Annotated in this window: 14 protein-coding genes and 1 pseudogene; 9 read left to right on the top strand and 6 right to left on the bottom strand. The window is 67.7% G+C overall.

The annotated features are described in order from the left end of the window. Positions 1 to 11 precede the first annotated feature (11 nt). From C6A86_RS25430 to C6A86_RS25420, 3 genes and pseudogenes are all read left to right on the top strand, one after another. Complete coding sequence (locus tag C6A86_RS25430; RefSeq protein ID WP_105365775.1) at positions 12 to 1,364, top strand: MFS transporter; 1,353 nt, start codon at positions 12 to 14, stop codon at positions 1,362 to 1,364. Further along, entirely contained in the window at positions 1,361 to 2,107 is a 747-nt protein-coding gene (locus C6A86_RS25425; protein WP_105365774.1) for a 3-hydroxybutyrate dehydrogenase, read from the top strand. The genes C6A86_RS25430 and C6A86_RS25425 overlap by 4 nt, the downstream gene beginning before the upstream one ends. Beyond that, positions 2,092 to 4,022 (top strand): annotated as a pseudogene (locus C6A86_RS25420) (acetoacetate--CoA ligase). The gene C6A86_RS25425 and the pseudogene C6A86_RS25420 overlap by 16 nt, the downstream one beginning before the upstream one ends. On the opposite strand, the gene C6A86_RS25415 reads toward C6A86_RS25420, so the two are convergent. Continuing rightward, complete coding sequence (locus C6A86_RS25415; RefSeq protein WP_105365773.1) at positions 4,003 to 5,283, bottom strand: DUF222 domain-containing protein; 1,281 nt, start codon at positions 5,281 to 5,283, stop codon at positions 4,003 to 4,005. The pseudogene C6A86_RS25420 and the gene C6A86_RS25415 sit on opposite strands and share 20 nt — an antisense overlap. A gap of 86 nt (positions 5,284 to 5,369) precedes the next feature. On the opposite strand from C6A86_RS25415, the gene C6A86_RS25410 reads away from it, so the two are divergent. Beyond that, positions 5,370 to 6,194 (top strand): alpha/beta fold hydrolase, encoded by an 825-nt coding sequence (locus C6A86_RS25410; protein ID WP_105365772.1) that lies wholly within the window; start codon positions 5,370 to 5,372, stop codon positions 6,192 to 6,194. On the opposite strand, the gene C6A86_RS25405 is transcribed toward C6A86_RS25410, so the two are convergent. From C6A86_RS25405 to fadD3, 5 genes are read right to left on the bottom strand one after another with little or no spacing between them, the layout of a single operon-like run. Further along, complete coding sequence (locus C6A86_RS25405; protein WP_105365771.1) at positions 6,160 to 7,356, bottom strand: pyridoxal phosphate-dependent aminotransferase; 1,197 nt, start codon at positions 7,354 to 7,356, stop codon at positions 6,160 to 6,162. The genes C6A86_RS25410 and C6A86_RS25405 overlap by 35 nt on opposite strands. 10 nt (positions 7,357 to 7,366) lie before the next feature. After that, positions 7,367 to 8,314 (bottom strand): acyl-CoA dehydrogenase family protein, encoded by a 948-nt coding sequence (locus tag C6A86_RS25400; RefSeq protein WP_311100917.1) that lies wholly within the window; start codon positions 8,312 to 8,314, stop codon positions 7,367 to 7,369. After that, positions 8,311 to 9,267, bottom strand: a complete 957-nt coding sequence (locus tag C6A86_RS25395) for an acyl-CoA dehydrogenase (RefSeq protein WP_105361488.1) — start codon at positions 9,265 to 9,267, stop codon at positions 8,311 to 8,313. The genes C6A86_RS25400 and C6A86_RS25395 overlap by 4 nt, the downstream gene beginning before the upstream one ends. Next, a complete protein-coding gene (locus C6A86_RS25390) occupies positions 9,267 to 10,397 on the bottom strand; it encodes an acyl-CoA dehydrogenase family protein (protein ID WP_105361489.1) in 1,131 nt (376 codons plus the stop codon). Before C6A86_RS25390 ends, C6A86_RS25395 begins: the two co-directional genes overlap by 1 nt. 1 nt (position 10,398) lies before the next feature. Further along, positions 10,399 to 11,937 carry a 3-((3aS,4S,7aS)-7a-methyl-1,5-dioxo-octahydro-1H-inden-4-yl)propanoate--CoA ligase FadD3 gene (gene fadD3, locus C6A86_RS25385; RefSeq protein ID WP_311100916.1) on the bottom strand — a complete coding sequence of 513 codons (1,539 nt, stop codon included), beginning with the start codon at positions 11,935 to 11,937 and terminating at the stop codon, positions 10,399 to 10,401. Positions 11,938 to 11,984: 47 nt separating this feature from the next. Between fadD3 and ipdE1 the strand changes: the two genes are divergently transcribed. The 5 genes from ipdE1 (at position 11,985) to C6A86_RS25360 (ending at position 17,196) form a co-directional block, all read left to right on the top strand. Then, positions 11,985 to 13,133: an acyl-CoA dehydrogenase IpdE1 gene (ipdE1, locus tag C6A86_RS25380; RefSeq protein WP_105363909.1), complete on the top strand. Its 1,149-nt coding sequence runs from the start codon at positions 11,985 to 11,987 to the stop codon at positions 13,131 to 13,133. Further along, positions 13,130 to 13,921: a (5R,7aS)-5-hydroxy-7a-methyl-1-oxo-2,3,5,6,7,7a-hexahydro-1H-indene-carboxyl-CoA reductase gene (gene ipdF / locus C6A86_RS25375; RefSeq protein ID WP_105363910.1), complete on the top strand. Its 792-nt coding sequence runs from the start codon at positions 13,130 to 13,132 to the stop codon at positions 13,919 to 13,921. The genes ipdE1 and ipdF overlap by 4 nt, the downstream gene beginning before the upstream one ends. 109 nt (positions 13,922 to 14,030) lie before the next feature. Then, positions 14,031 to 14,696 (top strand): response regulator transcription factor, encoded by a 666-nt coding sequence (locus C6A86_RS25370; protein ID WP_105363934.1) that lies wholly within the window; start codon positions 14,031 to 14,033, stop codon positions 14,694 to 14,696. Continuing rightward, the gene (locus C6A86_RS25365) at positions 14,693 to 15,685 is read left to right on the top strand and encodes a HAMP domain-containing sensor histidine kinase (protein ID WP_105363911.1); all 993 of its coding nucleotides are present in this window, start codon (positions 14,693 to 14,695) and stop codon (positions 15,683 to 15,685) included. The genes C6A86_RS25370 and C6A86_RS25365 overlap by 4 nt, the downstream gene beginning before the upstream one ends. Further along, complete coding sequence (locus C6A86_RS25360; RefSeq protein WP_105363912.1) at positions 15,682 to 17,196, top strand: DUF4153 domain-containing protein; 1,515 nt, start codon at positions 15,682 to 15,684, stop codon at positions 17,194 to 17,196. The genes C6A86_RS25365 and C6A86_RS25360 overlap by 4 nt, the downstream gene beginning before the upstream one ends. Positions 17,197 to 17,238: the final 42 nt, after the last annotated feature.

Raw genomic sequence — 17,238 nt, 5'->3', positions numbered from 1 at the left:
TACTCACCCGTATGTGTGCTGCCGATCACAATTCCGCTCAGACCTCCGGCCTGAAACGCGTCGTCACCGCATCTATGGCCGGCACGGTCGTGGAGTGGTACGAGTTCTTCCTGTACGGCACCGCGGCGACGCTGGTGTTCAGCAAGGTGTTCTTCTCCGAGACGACCAGTGAGCTCAACGCGATCTTCCTGGCCTTCGCGACCTACGCGGTGGGCTTCGTGGCACGCCCGCTCGGCGGCATCGTGTTCGGCCACTACGGCGACAAGTTCGGTCGCAAGAAGCTCCTGCAGTTCTCCCTGCTGCTCGTCGGCGCCGCCACCTTCCTGATGGGGTGCCTGCCGACATTCGGGCAGATCGGCTACTGGGCGCCGGGACTGTTGGTGACGCTGCGCTTCATCCAGGGTTTCGCCGTCGGCGGTGAATGGGGTGGCGCGATCCTGCTGGTCGCTGAGCACAGCCCGAACAACCGGCGTGGATTCTGGGCCAGCTGGCCGCAGGCCGGAGTGCCGGTGGGCAACATGCTCGCCACCGTCGTGCTGCTGGTGCTCACCGCGACACTGTCGGAAGCGGCCTTCCTGTCCTGGGGTTGGCGGGTGGCGTTCTGGCTGTCGGCGGTGGTCGTCCTGGTCGGCTACTACATCCGCACCAAGGTCACCGACGCACCGATCTTCGTTGCGGCACAACAGGAGGCCGAGCAGATCAAGGCCACCTCGTTCAGCGTCGTCGAGGTGCTCAAGCGCTACCCGCGTGGTGTGTTCACCGCGATGGGTCTGCGATTCGGCGAGAACATCATGTACTACCTGGTGGTCACGTTCTCCATCACCTACCTGAAGGTGTCGGTGGGTGCGGACACCAGTTCCATCCTGTGGTACCTGCTGTTCGCGCATGCGGTGCACTTCGCCGCGGTGCCGGTGGTGGGCTACCTGGCCGACCGCTTCGGCCGGCGCCCGGTGTACATGGTGGGTGCGGTGCTGGGCGGCACCTGGGGCTTCTTCGCCTTCCCGATGATGAACAGCGGCAACTACGTCGTCATCACCGCCGCGGTCACCCTCGGCCTGATGATCCACGCGCTCATGTATGCGCCGCAGCCGGCCATCATGTCCGAGATGTTCCCGACCCGGATGCGCTACTCCGGGGTGTCTCTGGGCTATCAGGTGACCTCCATCGTGGCGGGTTCGCTCGCGCCGCTGATCGCGGTGAAGTTGCTCGACATCTACGACTCCCCGGTGCCGATCTCGATCTACCTGGCCATCGCCTGCGCCATCACCCTGGTCGCGGTGCTCTTCACCCGGGAGACCAACGGCATCGACCTGCGGACCCTGGACGACGCCGATGCGCGGGACATCGCCGAGGCGCGTGCATGAGTGGGCTCTCCGGTAAGACCGCCCTGGTCACCGGCGGCGCCAGCGGCATCGGCGCGGCCTGCGCGCGCGAACTCGCAGCCCGCGGTGCGCATGTCACCGTGGCCGACCGGGACGGTGACGGGGCCGGCGCAACGGCCGACGAGATCGGCGGCACCGCATGGGCGGTCGACCTCCTCGATGTGCACGCCCTGCAGGACGTCGTGCTGCAGACCGACATCCTGGTGAACAACGCCGGAGTGCAACGCGTCGCTCCCATCACCGATTTTCCGCCGGAGGCGTTCCGAATGCTGCTGGCGCTGATGACCGAGGTGCCGTTCCTGCTCATCCGGGCCGCGCTGCCGCACATGTACGACGCGGGCTTCGGCCGGATCATCAATCTGTCATCGGTGCACGGGCTGCGGGCCTCGGAATATAAGGTCGCCTACGTGACCGCCAAGCATGCACTGGAGGGACTGTCCAAGGTGACCGCCCTGGAGGGCGGCCCGCACGGAGTGACCAGCAACTGCGTCAACCCCGGATATGTGCGAACTGCGCTGGTGGACAAGCAGATCGCCGATCAGGCACGCACCCACGGTATCGACGAGCAGCAGGTCGTCGAACAGATCCTGCTGAAGGAGAGCGCCATCAAACGACTGGTGGAACCCGCGGAGGTGGCCTCGCTGGTGGGCTGGCTGGCCTCTGAGCAGGCCGGCATGGTGACCGGCGCGTCGTACACGATGGACGGTGGGTGGAGCGCCCGGTGAGCACCGCGCCGCAGTGGGAGCCCACCGCCACCGATATCGCCGAGGCCCGGGTCACCGATTTCGCCCGGTTCGCCGGGGCCCCGGCCGAGTATCACGCGCTGTGGCAATGGTCGGTGGATGAGCCCGCCGCATTCTGGGGGGCGCTGTGGCAGTACTTCGGGCTCGGTGAGGTGCCCGGTGAGGTGCTGGCCGGCACCGACATGCCCGGAGCGCGGTGGTTCCCCGGTGCGCGGCTCAACTTCGTCGACCAGGTGCTGCGACAGTGCCGCACCGACCGGCCCGCGATCCTGTGTGCAAGTGAAGATACCCCGACCGTAGAGCTGTCCTGGACCGAACTCCTGAGCCGCACAGCGGGGTTCGCGAAGTCCCTGACCGATCTCGGCGTGGGCGCCGGTGACCGGGTCGTCGGCTATCTGCCCAACATCGCCGAAGCGGTCATCGCCTTCCTGGGCACCGCCGCGGTCGGGGCGGTGTGGAGTGCGTGCGGTCAGGACTACTCGGCCAAGGCGGCGCTGGACCGGCTCGGTCAGCTCGAACCGGTGGTGCTGGTGACCACCGACGGGTACCGGTTCGGCGGCAAAAACCACGACAAGAGCGCCGATGTCGCCGCGCTGCGGGCCGGGTTGCCCACGCTGCGCGCCACCGTCTCGGTACCGCGGATGGCTCCCACGCCCAGTGACCATCTCGACTGGGACGCGGTGACTTCCGGTGGCGGTGAACTGGTCACCAGCGCCGTCGCTTTCGACCATCCGCTGTGGATCCTGTTCTCCTCGGGCACCACCGGCCTGCCCAAGGGCATCATCCACGGTCACGGCGGAGTGCTGCTGGAGCATCTCAAGGCCGTTGCCCTGCAGAGTGATATCGGCGAGCGCGACACCTTCTTCTGGTACACCAGCCCGAGCTGGATGATGTGGAACTTCCAGATCGCCGGGTTGCTGGTCGGCGCCACCATCGTCTGCTACGACGGCAGCCCGTCCTACCCTGCGCCGGATGCACTGTGGGCCATCGCCGCCGATGTCGGTGCGACCGTGCTCGGTACCAGCCCGGGATATGTGCTCGGCTGTATGAAGGCGGGCGCAGTTCCGCGGACCGAGCACGATCTGTCCGCGCTGCGGACGGTCGGGATCACCGGGTCATCGCTGCCGCCCTCGACGTCGTTGTGGATGCGCGACAACATCGGTGAGCACGTTCAGGTCGCATCGATCAGCGGGGGCACCGATGTGGTGTCGGCCTTCATCGGCGGCGTGCGGACGGTGCCGGTGTGGCCGGGGAGCTGTCGGCCCCGTTTCTCGGGGTGGCACTGGACGCCTGGGACGAGTCGGGCAACCCGGTGCGTGGCGAGGTGGGAGAGCTCGTCGTCACCAAGCCACTGCCGTCCATGCCGGTCGCGTTCTGGAACGACCCGGACGGATCGCGCTACCGTGACGCCTATTTCGAGATGTTCCCGGGTGTCTGGCGTCATGGTGACTGGATCACCATCACCGATCACGGCAGCGTCATCGTGCACGGTCGCTCCGACTCGACCCTGAACCGGCACGGCATCCGGATGGGCAGCGCTGACATCTATCAGGCGGTGGAACGACTGCCCGAGATCGCCGAGGCACTGGTGATCGGAGCCGAGCAGCCCGACGGTGGTTACTGGATGCCGCTGTTCGTGGTGCTCGCCGACGGTGTCGAACTGGATGACGAGCTGCGGGAGAAGGTCAAGAACACCATCCGCACCGAGGTCTCCCCGCGCCACGTTCCCGATGACATCATCCTGGCGCCCGGCATCCCGCACACCCGCACCGGCAAGAAGCTCGAGGTGCCGATCAAGAAGCTGTTCCAGGGGGCGGACGCCGCGAAAGTGGTGGAACGCAGCGCCGTCGACGACCCGGACCTGCTGGAGTGGTACGTCACGCAGCGTCGAACCTGACCAGGTCGACACTCAACCCGCACTCGATGACGCTGACCGTCCTGATCGGCGGCCCCGGCAGCGGCGGGGCGGTCGATCGGTAGACCGCGCCGGTGGGAGTGCGGAATTCGGCGGTGTGCACACCGCCTGCGTCGGTTGTGCTGACCGACCAGCCGGGTGCTTCCTTGGCGTAGTTGCAGGCCTCGCACTCGCCGAGCCCGTTCAGAGCACTCGTGGGGCCACCCCGGTGCGCCGGGCGGGCATGGTCGTGGTGGCGGATCGGCGCATCGCAATACGGTGTGCGGCAGGTCCGGTCTCGCAGGTCGAGGAAAGTCGCCAGGCCCTTCGGGAAGATCCGTGCCCGTGACTCCGTGGCCACCAGCTGCCCGCTTTGCGGGTGGCGGTACAGCCTGCGCAGCATTGTCTTCACCGCGGCGTCCGCGGCGGCATCACCGGTCATGCGCCGCGCAAAACCGGCCGGAATGGGTCCGTAGTCGGCGAGCCACCCGGGTGCGTCGTCATCGCCGGCCAGGGTGGTGTCGGCCAGCACCAGGTTCAGGGTCATCGGGACCGGTTGTTCGGCCGGTCGGCCGGTCACGCGTTCGACCAGGGTGTCGGCCATGATCTGGCCGCGCGACCGGTCATCGAACGTGGTGTCGGCGGCACGCTTCAGGGCGGCGTACACCGCCACACCCTGAGCGACGGGTAGCAGTGCGGTCACATAGGTCATGGTGTCCGGCGCCGGGCGGATGGTGACGCAGCGGTCCTCGGCGGCCTTGGCCGATTGCGCGACCACCGCCTCGACATCCAGCCTCGCCACGATGGATTTGGCCTCGGCCACTACGCGCTTGTCTCCCCAGCCGTCCAGCCGGGACGCATCGGCACACAGCTCGGCGTCGAGCTCACGGCGGTGTTCTGCACGCAGACAGGCCGATTCACGGACGATCAGGGTCGCCCGCCATTCCGAGAGCGCCCCACATTCGAGCGCGGCCAGCGTGTGTGGCATCTCCTCGACCAATGCGGACGCCAACCCCAGGTGGGTACCCCCGCGCACCGGCGAGTCGCGCCGGGCAAGGGCCACCTCGCAGGCCAGGCCGCGGCCACGTTTGGCGGCAGGAATACCGATGGCCGATTCGGCAGCGCGTCTCTTGGTGCGCCAGAGCGCGGTGGCCCGAGCCTGCGCTGCGGCGGCGGCTGACTTCATCCGTTCCAGGCGCTCCACCTGGATCCGTAACTCCTCCTCGGTGGAGTCCGGATCGATGTCGAACACACTTTCGAACACATCTGGAATGCTACCCGCTGCCACCGACAACCAATGGGGGCTAGCGGTATCGACATCACCCTGCCGAACGAGCAGAGTTATCGCCCATGAGCATCCTCACCACCGCCGACGGCACCGACATCTTCTACAAGGATTGGGGGACGGGCCAGCCGATCGTGTTCAGTCACGGCTGGCCGTTGTCCTCGGACGACTGGGACACCCAGATGCTGTTCTTCCTGGGCCAGGGCTACCGGGTGATCGCCCACGACCGGCGCGGGCACGGCCGGTCCACCCAGACCCCGGGCGGTCACGATCTCGACCACTACGCCGATGACCTGCACGCCCTCGTCGAGCACCTCGACCTGCACGACGCCGTGCACGTCGGACACTCCACCGGCGGTGGCGAGGTGGTCCGCTTCCTGGCCCGCCACGGCGAGAGCCGGGCGTCGAAGGCCGCCATCATCAGTGCGGTGCCCCCGCTCATGGTGCAGACCGAGGCGAATCCGGAAGGCTTGCCCAAGAGCGTGTTCGACGATCTGCAGGCGCAGCTGGCGGCCAACCGCTCGGTGTTCTACCGGGCCCTGCCGGCCGGTCCGTTCTACGGGTTCAACAGAGACGGTGTCGAACCCGACGAAGCAATCATCGAGAACTGGTGGCGCCAGGGCATGATGGGTGACGCCCTTTCCCACTACGACGGCATCGTGGCATTCTCGCAAACCGATTTCACCGAGGACCTCAAGAAGATCAGCGTGCCGACGCTGGTGATGCACAGCACCGACGACCAGATCGTCCCCTACGTGGCCGCCGGCCCGAAATCCGCAGAACTGCTGCAGAACGGGACCTTGATCACCTACGAGGACTTCCCGCACGGCATGCCGACCACGCATGCCGACGTCGTCAATGCCGATCTGCTGGCGTTCCTGAGGTCCTGAGCCATGGCCCCATGCGCTCCAGCGCGGTGGTGATGTCGGAGGCCGCGCCGGCGAAGGACAGCCGGACGAACGAGCCGCCGTTGACGGTATCGAAGTCGACACCGGGGGCGATGGCAACACCGGTGTCGGCCAACATCTTTGCGCAGAAGTCGAGGGAGTCGGTGGAGTAGCGGGAGATATCGGCGTACACGTAGAACGCGCCGTCGGCCGGGGCGAGCCGGTCCAGGCCGATCTCGGCCAGGCCCGCCAGCAGCAGTTCCCGATTGACGGTGTACTCCTCGACCAGGCCGTCGGCCTCGGCCAGTGACGCCGCGTCGAACGCTGCAACCGCCGCCAGCTGCGGAAGTGTCGGCGGGCAGATGGAGAAGTTGCCGGTCAGCCGGTCGACCGCCCGGCGCAGCGGCTCCGGTACCAGCAGCCAGCCCAGCCGCCAGCCCGTCATGGCGAAGTACTTCGAAAAACTGTTCACCACAATGGGATTGCGTGATGTCTCCCATGCGCAACTGGTCGCCGGTGCACCCGGGTACACCAGGCCGTGGTACAGCTCGTCGCTCACCAACTGCACGTCGCGCTCATCGCACCAGTTCACGATCGCGGCCAGATCGGTGGGCGGGATGACGGTGCCGGTGGGGTTCGCCGGGCTGGCGATGATCAGCCCCTTGACCGGTGGATCCAGGGCGTCGAGCATCTGCACGGTCGGCTGAAAGCGGGTCTCCGGCCCGCACGGCACCTCGACCGGCTCACAACCGAGGGCGGTCAGGATGTTGCGGTAACACGGGTAGCCGGGGCTGGTCATCGCCACCCGGTCACCGATGTCGAAGCAGGACAGGAAGGCCAACAGGAACCCGCCGGTGGACCCGGTGGTGATGACGACCGCGTCGGGGTCCACCTCGATGCCGTGCCGGTGCAGATAGGACGCGGCGATCGCCTCACGTAGCTGCGGAATGCCCAGCGCCACCGTGTATCCGAGATTGTGATGTTCCAGCGCTTCGGCGGCGGCGGCCCGCACCGGTGCGGGTGCCTGTGCACTGGGCTGGCCCGCGGAGAGGTTGACCAGGTCGCCGTGCGTGCGCTGCCGTTCGGCGGCGGCCAGCCACACGTCCATCACATAGAACGGCGGGATCCCGGCGCGCAGCGCCACCCGACGGGTGTTTGCGGTCATCGGGTCCAGGCTAGTCCGCGGTCTGGAACACCTCGGCTTCGAGCCGCCGCAGATGTTCCCGCGGCGGTCCGAGCAACTGCGCGCTGCCATGTGCCCGCTTGAAGTACAGCTGGATATCGTGCTCCCAGGTGATCGCGATACCGCCGTGCATCTGGACGGCTTCGCCGACGACGGAGGTCAGCGCCTCACTGGCGAAGACCCGGGCCAGCGAGGCCGAAGCGGGCGAGGGTTCGGCGATGGCGTCGTAGACGACGGCGCGTGCGGTCTGGACGGCGACGTACAGATCGGCCATCCGGTGCTTGAGCGCCTGGAAGCTGCCGATCGGGCGGCCGAACTGCACCCGGTCCTTGGTGTAGGCCACCGTCAGGTCCAGTGCCCGTGCCGCGGCGCCGATCTGTTCGGCGGCCAACAGCAGCGCCGCGGTGTCGGCCAGCCCGGGATCGGCGCCCAGCTGCGTGGTTTCGCCGGCGGTCACCGACGAGAGCCGACGGGTCAGGTCCATCGTGGATTTGGCCTGTGCGGTGAAGGTGTTCCAGCGCGTCAGGTTCGCGCCGTCCGCGGCGATCATCACGTCGGCGATATCGCCGTTGATGACGTACTCGGGATCGAACACCACCGTCCCGATGGAGACGCCCTCGGCCAGACCGTCCAGCGGCTCATGGTCCTCGGCGCTCAGCAGCGCCACCTCGGCGAGCGTCGTCCCCAGCAGCGGGGTGGGGACCAGCGCCTTGCCGAGCTCCTCCAGCACGACCGCGGCGTCGGCAAGTTCGCCGCCGGCGCCACCGAGATCTTCCGGCACCACAAGTGCTGCGGCGCCGACCTGTTCACACAGCAGCTTCCACAGTGCCTCGTCGTAACCGCGCTCGGATTCCATCGCACGCCGCACGGCCTCGGGGTTGGCGTGCTTGTCGACCAGCGCGGCGACGGTCGAGCGGAGCAGTTCGCGCTCTTCACTCACGAGAGAACCTCCAGAAGTCTGCGACGGTGCAACGTGGGATCGCCCCAGGCCGAGCGCAGCGCCTGCACCCGCAGCAGCAGCAGCGACAGGTCGTGTTCCTGGGTGAAGCCGATCGCGCCGTGGGTCTGCAAGGACGAGCGGGCGGACAGCAGCGCCGCATCGGCGGCCGCGACCTTGGCCGCGCTGACATCACGGGCGGTGTCGGCCGACCCGCCGGCGATCGAGAGCGCCGCGCCGTACACCAGCGGGCGCGCCATTTCGAGTGCGATGTGCACATCGGCCAGCTTGTGCTTGATGGACTGGTATGAGCCGATGACGCGGCCGAACTGGGTGCGCTGCTTGGCGTAGGCCACCGATTGGTCGAGCATGGCCTGCCCCGCGCCGATCAGCTGCGCCGCGGTGGCCAGCACACCGAATTCGTACGCGCGCGCGGTGTCGGCGGTCCGAGCGGCCCCGGAAGCGCTGACCTCGAACAGCTTCCGCGCCGGATCCACCGAGTCATGCGCTGCACCGGCGACGGCATCGAACACCTGCCCGTCCTCGCCGAGCAGCACCAGATCGGCGAAATCGGCGTTGACGGCGTGGCGGACCTGCGGCGGCAGTGCGACGGTGGCGATCGATTCGCCCGCGGCCAGCGCCGCGGACCGTTCGTCATCGCTCAGCAGCAGCGGTGCGACGATGATCGACTCGGTGACCGGCCCGGGCACCGCCCAATAGCCGAGACGTTCCAGTGCCACCACAGCATCGACCGGGTGCGCATCGATACCGTCGAACTTCTCGGCCACCAGTAGCGCGGTGACACCGAGTTCGGCGAGCTGATTCCAGACCTTGCGGGCCGGTGCGGTGTCGCCGTCGGCCCAGGCGCGGACCGCAGCGGGTACGTTCGCCGCACCCAGGGCGGCGTCGATGCTGGACGCGAAGTCGCGCTGCTGGTCGTCGATCTCGAAATTCATTACTTCGGCTCCCGGGGCAGACCTAGCAGACGCTCGGCGATGATATTGCGCTGGATCTCGTTGGTGCCGGCGTAGATCGGGCCGCCCAGGGCGAACAGCAGGCCCTCGGTCCATTCGTCGACGATCTCGGCGTCCGCACCCTGCAAGTCCAGGGCGGTCTGGTGCAGCGCGACATCCAGATCGGACCAGAACACCTTGGTCACCGAGGATTCGGCGCCGAGTTCACCGCCGCCGGCCAGCCGGGTGACGGTGCCGAAGGTGTGCAACCGGTAGGCCTGCGCTTTGATCCAGGCGTCGGCCACCCGGTCGGTGAACACCGGGTCCGGATTGGATTTCCAGAGTGCGACGAGGCGTTCGGCCGGGGCCAGGAACCGGGCCGGGCTGCGCAGCGACATGCCGCGCTCATTGCTGGACGTGCTCATCGCCGCACGCCAACCGTCGTTGACCTCGCCGATGACGTCCTCGTCGGGAACGAACACATCATCGAGGAAGACCTCGCCGAAGCCGGTGTCGCCACCGAGTTGCGCGATCGGGCGGACGGTGATGCCGTCGGCGTGCAAGTCGAACATGAAGTAGGTGAGGCCCTTGTGCCGCTGGGCCTGCGGGTCGGAACGGAACAGCCCGAAGGCGCGTTCACCGAACGGTGCACGCGAGCTCCAGATTTTCTGCCCGTTCAGCTTCCAGCCGCCGTCGACCTTGGTGGCCGTCGAGCGCAGCGAGGCCAGGTCGCTGCCGGACTCCGGCTCGGACCAAGCCTGCGCCCAGATCTCCTCGCCGCTGGCCATTTTCGGCAGCACCCGGTCCCGCTGTTCCTTGGTGCCGTGCGCGAACAAGGTCGGCGCCAGCATGGAGGTGCCGTTGGCGCTGGCCCGCCCCGGCGCACCGGCGCGGAAGTACTCCTCCTCGAACGCCACCCACTGCAGCAGGGTGGCGTCGCGGCCGCCGTACTCTTCGGGCCAGGCGATCACCGACAGCCCGGCGTCGAAAAGCACCTTGTCCCAGCGGCGATGCTGCTCGAAACCCTCGCGAGTGTCGTAGGACTCGGTCGGGAAGGAATCCCGGTTGGCCGCCAGGAACTCCCGGACCTCGGCCCGGAATTCTTCGGTGCCCTCATCAAAATTCAGGTCCACCTCAGGGCCTTCCGTCGATCTCGCGGAGCATTGGTTTGACCACTTTGCCTCCTGGGTTTCGCGGCAACACATCGAGGAACGCCACCGAACGCGGCACCTTGAAGTTCGCCAGATGCTCACGCGTGTAGGCGATCACCGTCGCCTCGTCGAGCTGTGCGCCGGCCTTGACCACGACGAAGGCCTTGCCGACCTCGCCGAGCCGCTGGTCGGGGACCCCGATCACCGCGGTCTCGGCCACCCCGTCCAGGCGGGCCAGCACCTGCTCGATCTCGGCCGGGTACACATTGAACCCGCCGCAGATGTACATGTCCTTCAACCTGTCGGTGATGGTGAGATTGCCCGCCCCGTCCAGGGTCCCGATATCGCCGGTATGTAGCCAGCCGTCGGCGTCGATCGCCGCGGCGGTCGCCTCCGGGTCATCGAGATAGCCGAGCATGACATTGGGACCCCGCAACAACACCTCGCCGGATTCATCGAGGCGCAATTCGAAGTCGGCGATCGGGCGACCGCAGGTGGTGGCCACGGTGGTGGCGTCGTCCTGGGCGCTGCACATGGTGCCGAAGCCGGCGGCTTCGGTCAGGCCGTACGCGGTCAGCACGATGTCGATGTCCAGCTCGGACTGCATCCGCTCGATCAGCACCACCGGCACCACCGCCGCGCCGGTGACCGCGAATCGCAGCGAGGTCAGATCGTGCTCGGCGCGGCGCGGATGGTCCAGCAGCGTCTGGTAGATGGTCGGCGGGCCGGGTAGCACGGTGATCCGGTGTTCGGCAACGGTTTTCATCGTCTGCTCGGGATCGAAGGTGAGCAGTGGGTAGAGCGTCGCGCCGGTCTGCAGGCAGGCCAGGATGCCGGCCTTGTAGCCGAAATTGTGGAAGAACGGGTTGATGCACAGATAGCGGTCTGCGCTGGTGACCTCACCGCATGCCGCCCAGGCCGCCGAGGCGTCCAGCGACTGCCGGTGCGCGCAGCGCACACCCTTGCTGCGGCCGGTGGTACCGGAGGTGAACAGGATGTCGGACACGTCATCGGGTGAGACGGCAGCGGCGCGCGCGTCGACCTCGGTGAGATCGGTTCCGCGGGCCATGAAGGAGTCCCACGAATCGTCGCCTGTTTCATTCTTGTCGATCGGTACCCGCACGATGTGGCGCAGCGCGGGCAGTGCGGTTCGGTCGAGTTGGGTGCTGCGGTCGGCCCCGAGGAACTCGCCGGCCGCAATCAGCAGGGGAGCCTCGGTGCGGGCCAGGATGTCGGTGGCCTCGCTGGCGGTGTAGCGGGTGTTCAGTGGGACGACGATCGCGCCGGCGTAGTGGGTGGCCAGTGCGGCGACCACCCAGTGCCAGGTGTTGGGGGACCAGATCGCGACCCGGTCGCCGACCGCGACCCCCAGGTCGATCATGGCCGCGGCGGCCCGTCGTACCTCGTCGCGCAGCTGACCGTAGGTGAGTCGTTTACCCGGCGTGACCAGTGCGTCATGCTCGGTTAGCTGTACGGCAATCCGGTCCAGCACCGCTGGAACGGTTCGCTCTACGCTCGTCATTGACGCTCCTCTAACAAAGCAAGTGCTTGGTAGGTTAGCCTACAGGGGTGATAGAGGTCGAGGACTTCCGGGCCGAGGTCCGGCAATGGCTCGCCGATAATCTCGTCGGCGAATATGCAGCGCTCAAGGGCCTCGGAGGCCCGGGCCGTGAGCACGAGGCATTCGAAGAACGGCGTGCGTGGAACCAGCATCTGGCCGCCGCGGGGCTGACCTGCCTGGGCTGGCCCGAGGAGCACGGTGGTCGCGGTCTGACCGTCGCCCACCGGGTGGCGTTCTACGAGGAGTACGCCAAGGCGGACGCCCCCGACAAGGTCAACCACTTCGGCGAGGAACTGCTCGGTCCGACGCTCATCGCGTACGGCACCCCCGAGCAGCAGCAGCGCTTCCTGCCCGGCATCCTCGATGTCACCGAACTCTGGAGCCAGGGCTATTCCGAACCCGGCGCCGGCAGTGACCTCGCCAATGTCTCCACCTCTGCCGAGCTGGTCGGTGACGAGTGGGTGATCAACGGCCAGAAGGTGTGGACCTCGCTGGCGCACTGGGCGCAGTGGTGCTTCGTGGTCGCCCGCAGCGAGAAGGGGTCCAAACGGCACGCCGGGCTGTCCTTCCTGCTGGTGCCGCTGGACCAGCCGGGTGTGCAGATCCGCCCGATCATCCAGCTCACCGGCGACTCCGAGTTCAACGAGGTGTTCTTCGACGACGCCCGCACCGAAGCATCCCTGGTGGTCGGCGAGCCCGGCGACGGCTGGCGGGTGGCGATGGGTCTGCTCACCTTCGAGCGTGGCGTGTCCACCCTTGGTCAGCAGATCCGTTATGCCCGTGAACATTCCAACCTTGTGGAGCTGGCGGAGCGGACCGGCGCCGCAGGCGACCCGCTGGTCCGGGAGCGGCTCACCCGATCCTGGACCGGGCTGAAGGCCATGCGGTCCTACTCGCTGGCGACGATGGACATCGAGCAACCCGGCCAAGATAACGTGTCGAAGCTGTTGTGGGCCAACTGGCATCGCGAGCTCGGCGAGATCGCCATGGACGTTCAGGGGACCGCCGGGCTCACGCTCGACAACGCCGAGTTCGACGAATGGCAGCGGCTGTATCTGTTCTCCCGTTCGGACACCATCTACGGCGGATCCAACGAGATCCAGCGCAACATCATCGCCGAGCGGGTGCTCGGCCTACCGAGGGAAGCCAAAGGATGACAGACCTCTCCACAGTCCCCAAAGAGATCGAGGGCCACGGACTTCTGAAGGGCAAGGTGGTCCTGGTGACCGCCGCCGCAGGGACCGGTATCGGGTCGACCACCGCGCGCCGCGCGCTGCTGGAGGGCGCCGATGTGGTGGTTTCGGACTTCCACGAACGCCGACTCGGCGAGACCCGCGATGAACTCGCCGCACTCGGCCTGGGCCGCGTCGAAGCGGTGGTCTGCGATGTCACCTCCACCGAGGCGGTCGACAACCTCATCACCGAGGCCGTGGCCAAGGCCGGCCGCATCGACGTGCTGGTCAACAACGCCGGCCTGGGCGGACAGACACCGGTGATCGACATGACCGACGACGAGTGGGACCGCGTCGTCAACGTCACGCTGACCTCGGTCATGCGCGCCACCCGTGCCGCGCTGCGCTACTTCCGGGATGTCGAGCACGGTGGTGTCATCGTCAACAACGCCAGCGTGCTGGGCTGGCGCGCCCAGCATTCGCAGTCGCACTACGCCGCTGCGAAGGCCGGAGTGATGGCGCTGACCCGTTGCAGCGCAATCGAAGCCGTCGAGTTCGGGGTCCGCATCAACGCGGTGTCACCGAGCATCGCCCGACACAAGTTCCTGGAGAAGACGTCCTCCTCGGAGCTGCTGGACCGACTGGCCGGTGACGAGGCCTTCGGCCGGGCCGCCGAACCCTGGGAGGTGGCCGCCACCATCGCCTTCCTGGCCAGCGACTACTCCAGCTACCTGACCGGCGAAGTCATCTCGGTGTCCAGCCAGCGCGCCTGAGCGCCGGGGGCTGATCCGATTCCCCGCCACTTCGCTCGGCCGGGGATCTCCACAGAACCTTCACAAACGCTGCCCAAAAGCACCACAGCCTGCGCATACAGTGCACGGTGTGAAGCGAATCCTGGTGGTCGACGACGAGCCGACCATCCTGTCCGCGGTGGCCGACCGGCTGCGCGCCGAGTCGTTCACCGTGGACACCGCGGTTGACGGCCCGTCCGCCGTCGCCGCCGCCGCGGCCACCGCGCCGGATCTGGTGGTCCTCGACGTCATGCTGCCGGGATTCGACGGCCTGGAAGTCTGTCGTCGTATCCAGGCCGAACGGGCCGTCCCGGTGCTGATGCTGACCGCCCGCACCGATGAGACGGACATGCTCATCGGCCTGGGCGTCGGCGCCGACGACTACCTCACCAAACCGTTCAGCATGAGAGAGCTGGTGGCCCGGGTACAGGTGCTCCTGCGCCGGGTCGAGCGTGCCGCCGGGCAGCAACCGCTCGCCGTCGGTCCGTACCGGATCGACCTGCAGGAACGCCGGGTTCATGACGGCGACCGGGAGATCTATCTGACCCGAACGGAATTCGACCTGCTGGTGTTCCTGGCTGGACGGCCCCGGGCCGCGGTCGACCGCGAGACGCTGCTCGAGCACGTGTGGGGCTGGGCGGCCGAGGTGGAGAGCCGCACGGTCGACAGCCATGTGAAAGCGCTGCGGCGCAAGCTGGGTCCCGATCTGATCCGCACCGTGCACGGGGTCGGATACGCGCTGGAGATCCCCAGATGACCGCTCGGGACTGGTGGGACAGACTGCCCCGGCCACTGGATCCGCTGGCGTCCTTCAAGGTCAAGACCACCCTGCTGGTGGGCAGCGCGATCACACTGGCGGCGTTCACGTTCTGGATCGGCGCCAGCTGGCAGTTCCGCTGGGCACTGCTGGCGGCGCTGACGACTTCGATGCTGTTCGTACAGTTCCTCGCGCACGGTATGACGTCCCCACTGCGGCAGATGACCGCCGCGGCGCGCGCGATGGCGCGCGGCGACTACAGCATCCGGGTGCGTGCCACCTCACGGGACGAGGTCGGGCAGCTGGCGTCGGCGTTCAACCAGATGGCCACGGATCTCGGGGCCGCCGACGAGTATCGGCGCGGCCTGATCGGCAATGTCTCCCATGAACTTCGCACCCCCATCGCCGCCCTGCAGGCGGTGCTGGAGAACATCGTCGACGGCGTCGCCGAGCCCGACCCGGACACGTTGCGCGCTGCGCTGAAGCAGACCGAGCGGCTCGGGGAACTGGTGACCGACCTGTTGGACCTGTCCCGCCTCGAGGGCGGCGCGATCTCCCTGCAGCTCAGCAGATTCGGCGTCGAGGAGTTCCTGCGCGATGCCGTCGCACACACCGCAGTCGAGGTGATCGTCGACTCGCCCGGGCTGACCGCGGTGGCCGACCTGGCGCGACTGCGCCAGGTGGTGGTCAACCTGGTGGACAACGCCATCCGGCACAACCCACCCGGTGGACGGGTGTGGGTGCGGGCACGTGCCGGCTCGGGGCTGCAACTGGATGTCGGCGATGACGGTCCGGGCATCCCCGCCCCGGAGCGTGAGCGGGTGTTCCAGCGGTTCACCCGCGGTGACACCTCCGATGGCGGTACCGGTCTGGGCCTTGCCATCGCCCGCTGGGCAGTCGAATTGCACGGCGGCACCATCGAAGTACTGGATGCAGCCAGCGGCTGTCGGATCCGGGTGACCATCCCGGACAGAGAGGAACTCTCATGACCAGGATGGCTCCGGGCGCGTATCCGATGATGCCCCCGCCGATGCTCGGGCCGGTACCGCCCCCGCGCGGCGTGATTCCCCGCCGGGTCTGGCCGCTGAGCCCGCTGGCGTCCGCACCGCTGCCGTTCGTCGTCATCGCACTCACCGTCGGGCTCATCGGTACCGCCTTGTGGCGGCCGACGGAGTACAGCATCGGCTACCTGGTGGTCGGTGTGCTGGTGTTCGCCGCCGTGTACGGAACGGCTGGGCGCCGGCCGGGCGGGTTCGAAGCGCTCGGTATCGCAATGACGCTGGCGCTGCTGGCGGTCCCGGCGGTGCTGGCCGCGCTGTGGGTGAACGCGTTGTGCATCGTGGCGGCCTGGCTGATCGGCTGGCACACGCTGGTCGGCGGGCGCACCTGGACCGCGGTGGTCGCGGGAGCGTTCGTGCCCTGGGTTCTGCCCGCACGTGTCATCGGCTGGGTGCAGCGCGCCGCGCAGCGCCGGGTGCAGGTCGCCCAGCTCGGGCGCATTGTGCTGGTCGGCGCGATCACCTGCGCACTGGTGCTGGTATTCGGCGGATTGTTCGCCGGTGCCGACCCGGCCTTCGAGAAACTCGTGGGCAACCTGGTCCCGTCGTTCGACACCGAGGACATCGTGTCCCGCACGGTCGTGTTCTTCCTGGTGTTGCTGTTCGTGTTGGGCGGGGGATACCTCGTGCGTTTCCCGCCGAAGCTCGATGCCATGGCGCCGGCGCCGCGTAAGCCGGTGCCCCGTTGGGAATGGGCGGTGCCACTGGCCGTTCTCGACGGCTTGTTCCTGGCTTTCGTCGCCGTGCAGGCCACCGTGCTGTTCGGTGGGCGTGCCCATGTGCTGGCCACCGAGGGGCTGACCTACGCGGAGTACGCGCGGCAGGGGTTCTGGCAGTTGCTGTGGGTGTCGGCGCTGACCGTGCTGGTGATCGCCGTCGTGATCCGGGTCGCCTCGCGCGCGACCGGAACGGACCGCCGTATGCTGCGCATCCTGGTCGGAACCCTTTGTGCCACTTCGATTGTGGTTGTCATCTCGGCCATCCACCGGATGTGGGTGTATCAGGATGCGTACGGATTCAGCACCGAACGGCTGATGGTCATCACCATCGAGCTGTGGCTGGGGACGGTGTTCGTCCTGATCGCCGCCGCGGGTATCCGGATGTCCGCATCCTGGCTGCCGCGGGCGGTCCTGGTGGCCGGAGTGGCGGCCCTGCTCGGGTTGGCGGGCCTGAACCCCGAGGGCCTGATCGCGGACCGCAATATCGACCGGTTCGAGCGGACCGGCCAGCTCGACGCGAAGTACCTGTCCGGGCTGTCCTCCGATATCGACCCGGCGTTGCATCGCCTGCCGGATTGGCTGCGTCAGTGCGTGAATCGGGAGGGGCTGGAGCCCGATCCCTGGTACCTGTTCAACCTGTCCCGGTCCCGGGCGGCCGACGAACGGTATCAGGCCGATCTTCCTGTGGTGTGTGAGCAGTACTGGCCGGGGTTCTATCGCTGAGTAAATTCGCTGGCACTCCGGACCCGCGAACGAGTACCGTCG

The organism is Mycobacterium sp. ITM-2016-00316 (assembly GCF_002968335.2).
GTDB lineage: Bacteria > Actinomycetota > Actinomycetes > Mycobacteriales > Mycobacteriaceae > Mycobacterium.
This window is presented reverse-complemented; position numbering and strand designations above follow the sequence as displayed.

Excerpts from the sequence above, each read along its gene's own strand:
- C6A86_RS25430 (WP_105365775.1), top strand. The coding sequence starts at position 12 with ATGTGTGCTGCCGATCACAATTCCGCTCAGACCTCCGGCCTGAAACGC.
- C6A86_RS25425 (WP_105365774.1), top strand. The coding sequence starts at position 1,361 with ATGAGTGGGCTCTCCGGTAAGACCGCCCTGGTCACCGGCGGCGCCAGC.
- C6A86_RS25410 (WP_105365772.1), top strand. The coding sequence starts at position 5,370 with ATGAGCATCCTCACCACCGCCGACGGCACCGACATCTTCTACAAGGAT.
- C6A86_RS25405 (WP_105365771.1), bottom strand. The coding sequence starts at position 7,356 with ATGACCGCAAACACCCGTCGGGTGGCGCTGCGCGCCGGGATCCCGCCG.
- C6A86_RS25395 (WP_105361488.1), bottom strand. The coding sequence starts at position 9,267 with ATGAATTTCGAGATCGACGACCAGCAGCGCGACTTCGCGTCCAGCATC.
- fadD3 (WP_311100916.1), bottom strand. The coding sequence starts at position 11,937 with ATGACGAGCGTAGAGCGAACCGTTCCAGCGGTGCTGGACCGGATTGCC.
- ipdF (WP_105363910.1), top strand. The coding sequence starts at position 13,130 with ATGACAGACCTCTCCACAGTCCCCAAAGAGATCGAGGGCCACGGACTT.
- C6A86_RS25365 (WP_105363911.1), top strand. The coding sequence starts at position 14,693 with ATGACCGCTCGGGACTGGTGGGACAGACTGCCCCGGCCACTGGATCCG.
- C6A86_RS25360 (WP_105363912.1), top strand. The coding sequence starts at position 15,682 with ATGACCAGGATGGCTCCGGGCGCGTATCCGATGATGCCCCCGCCGATG.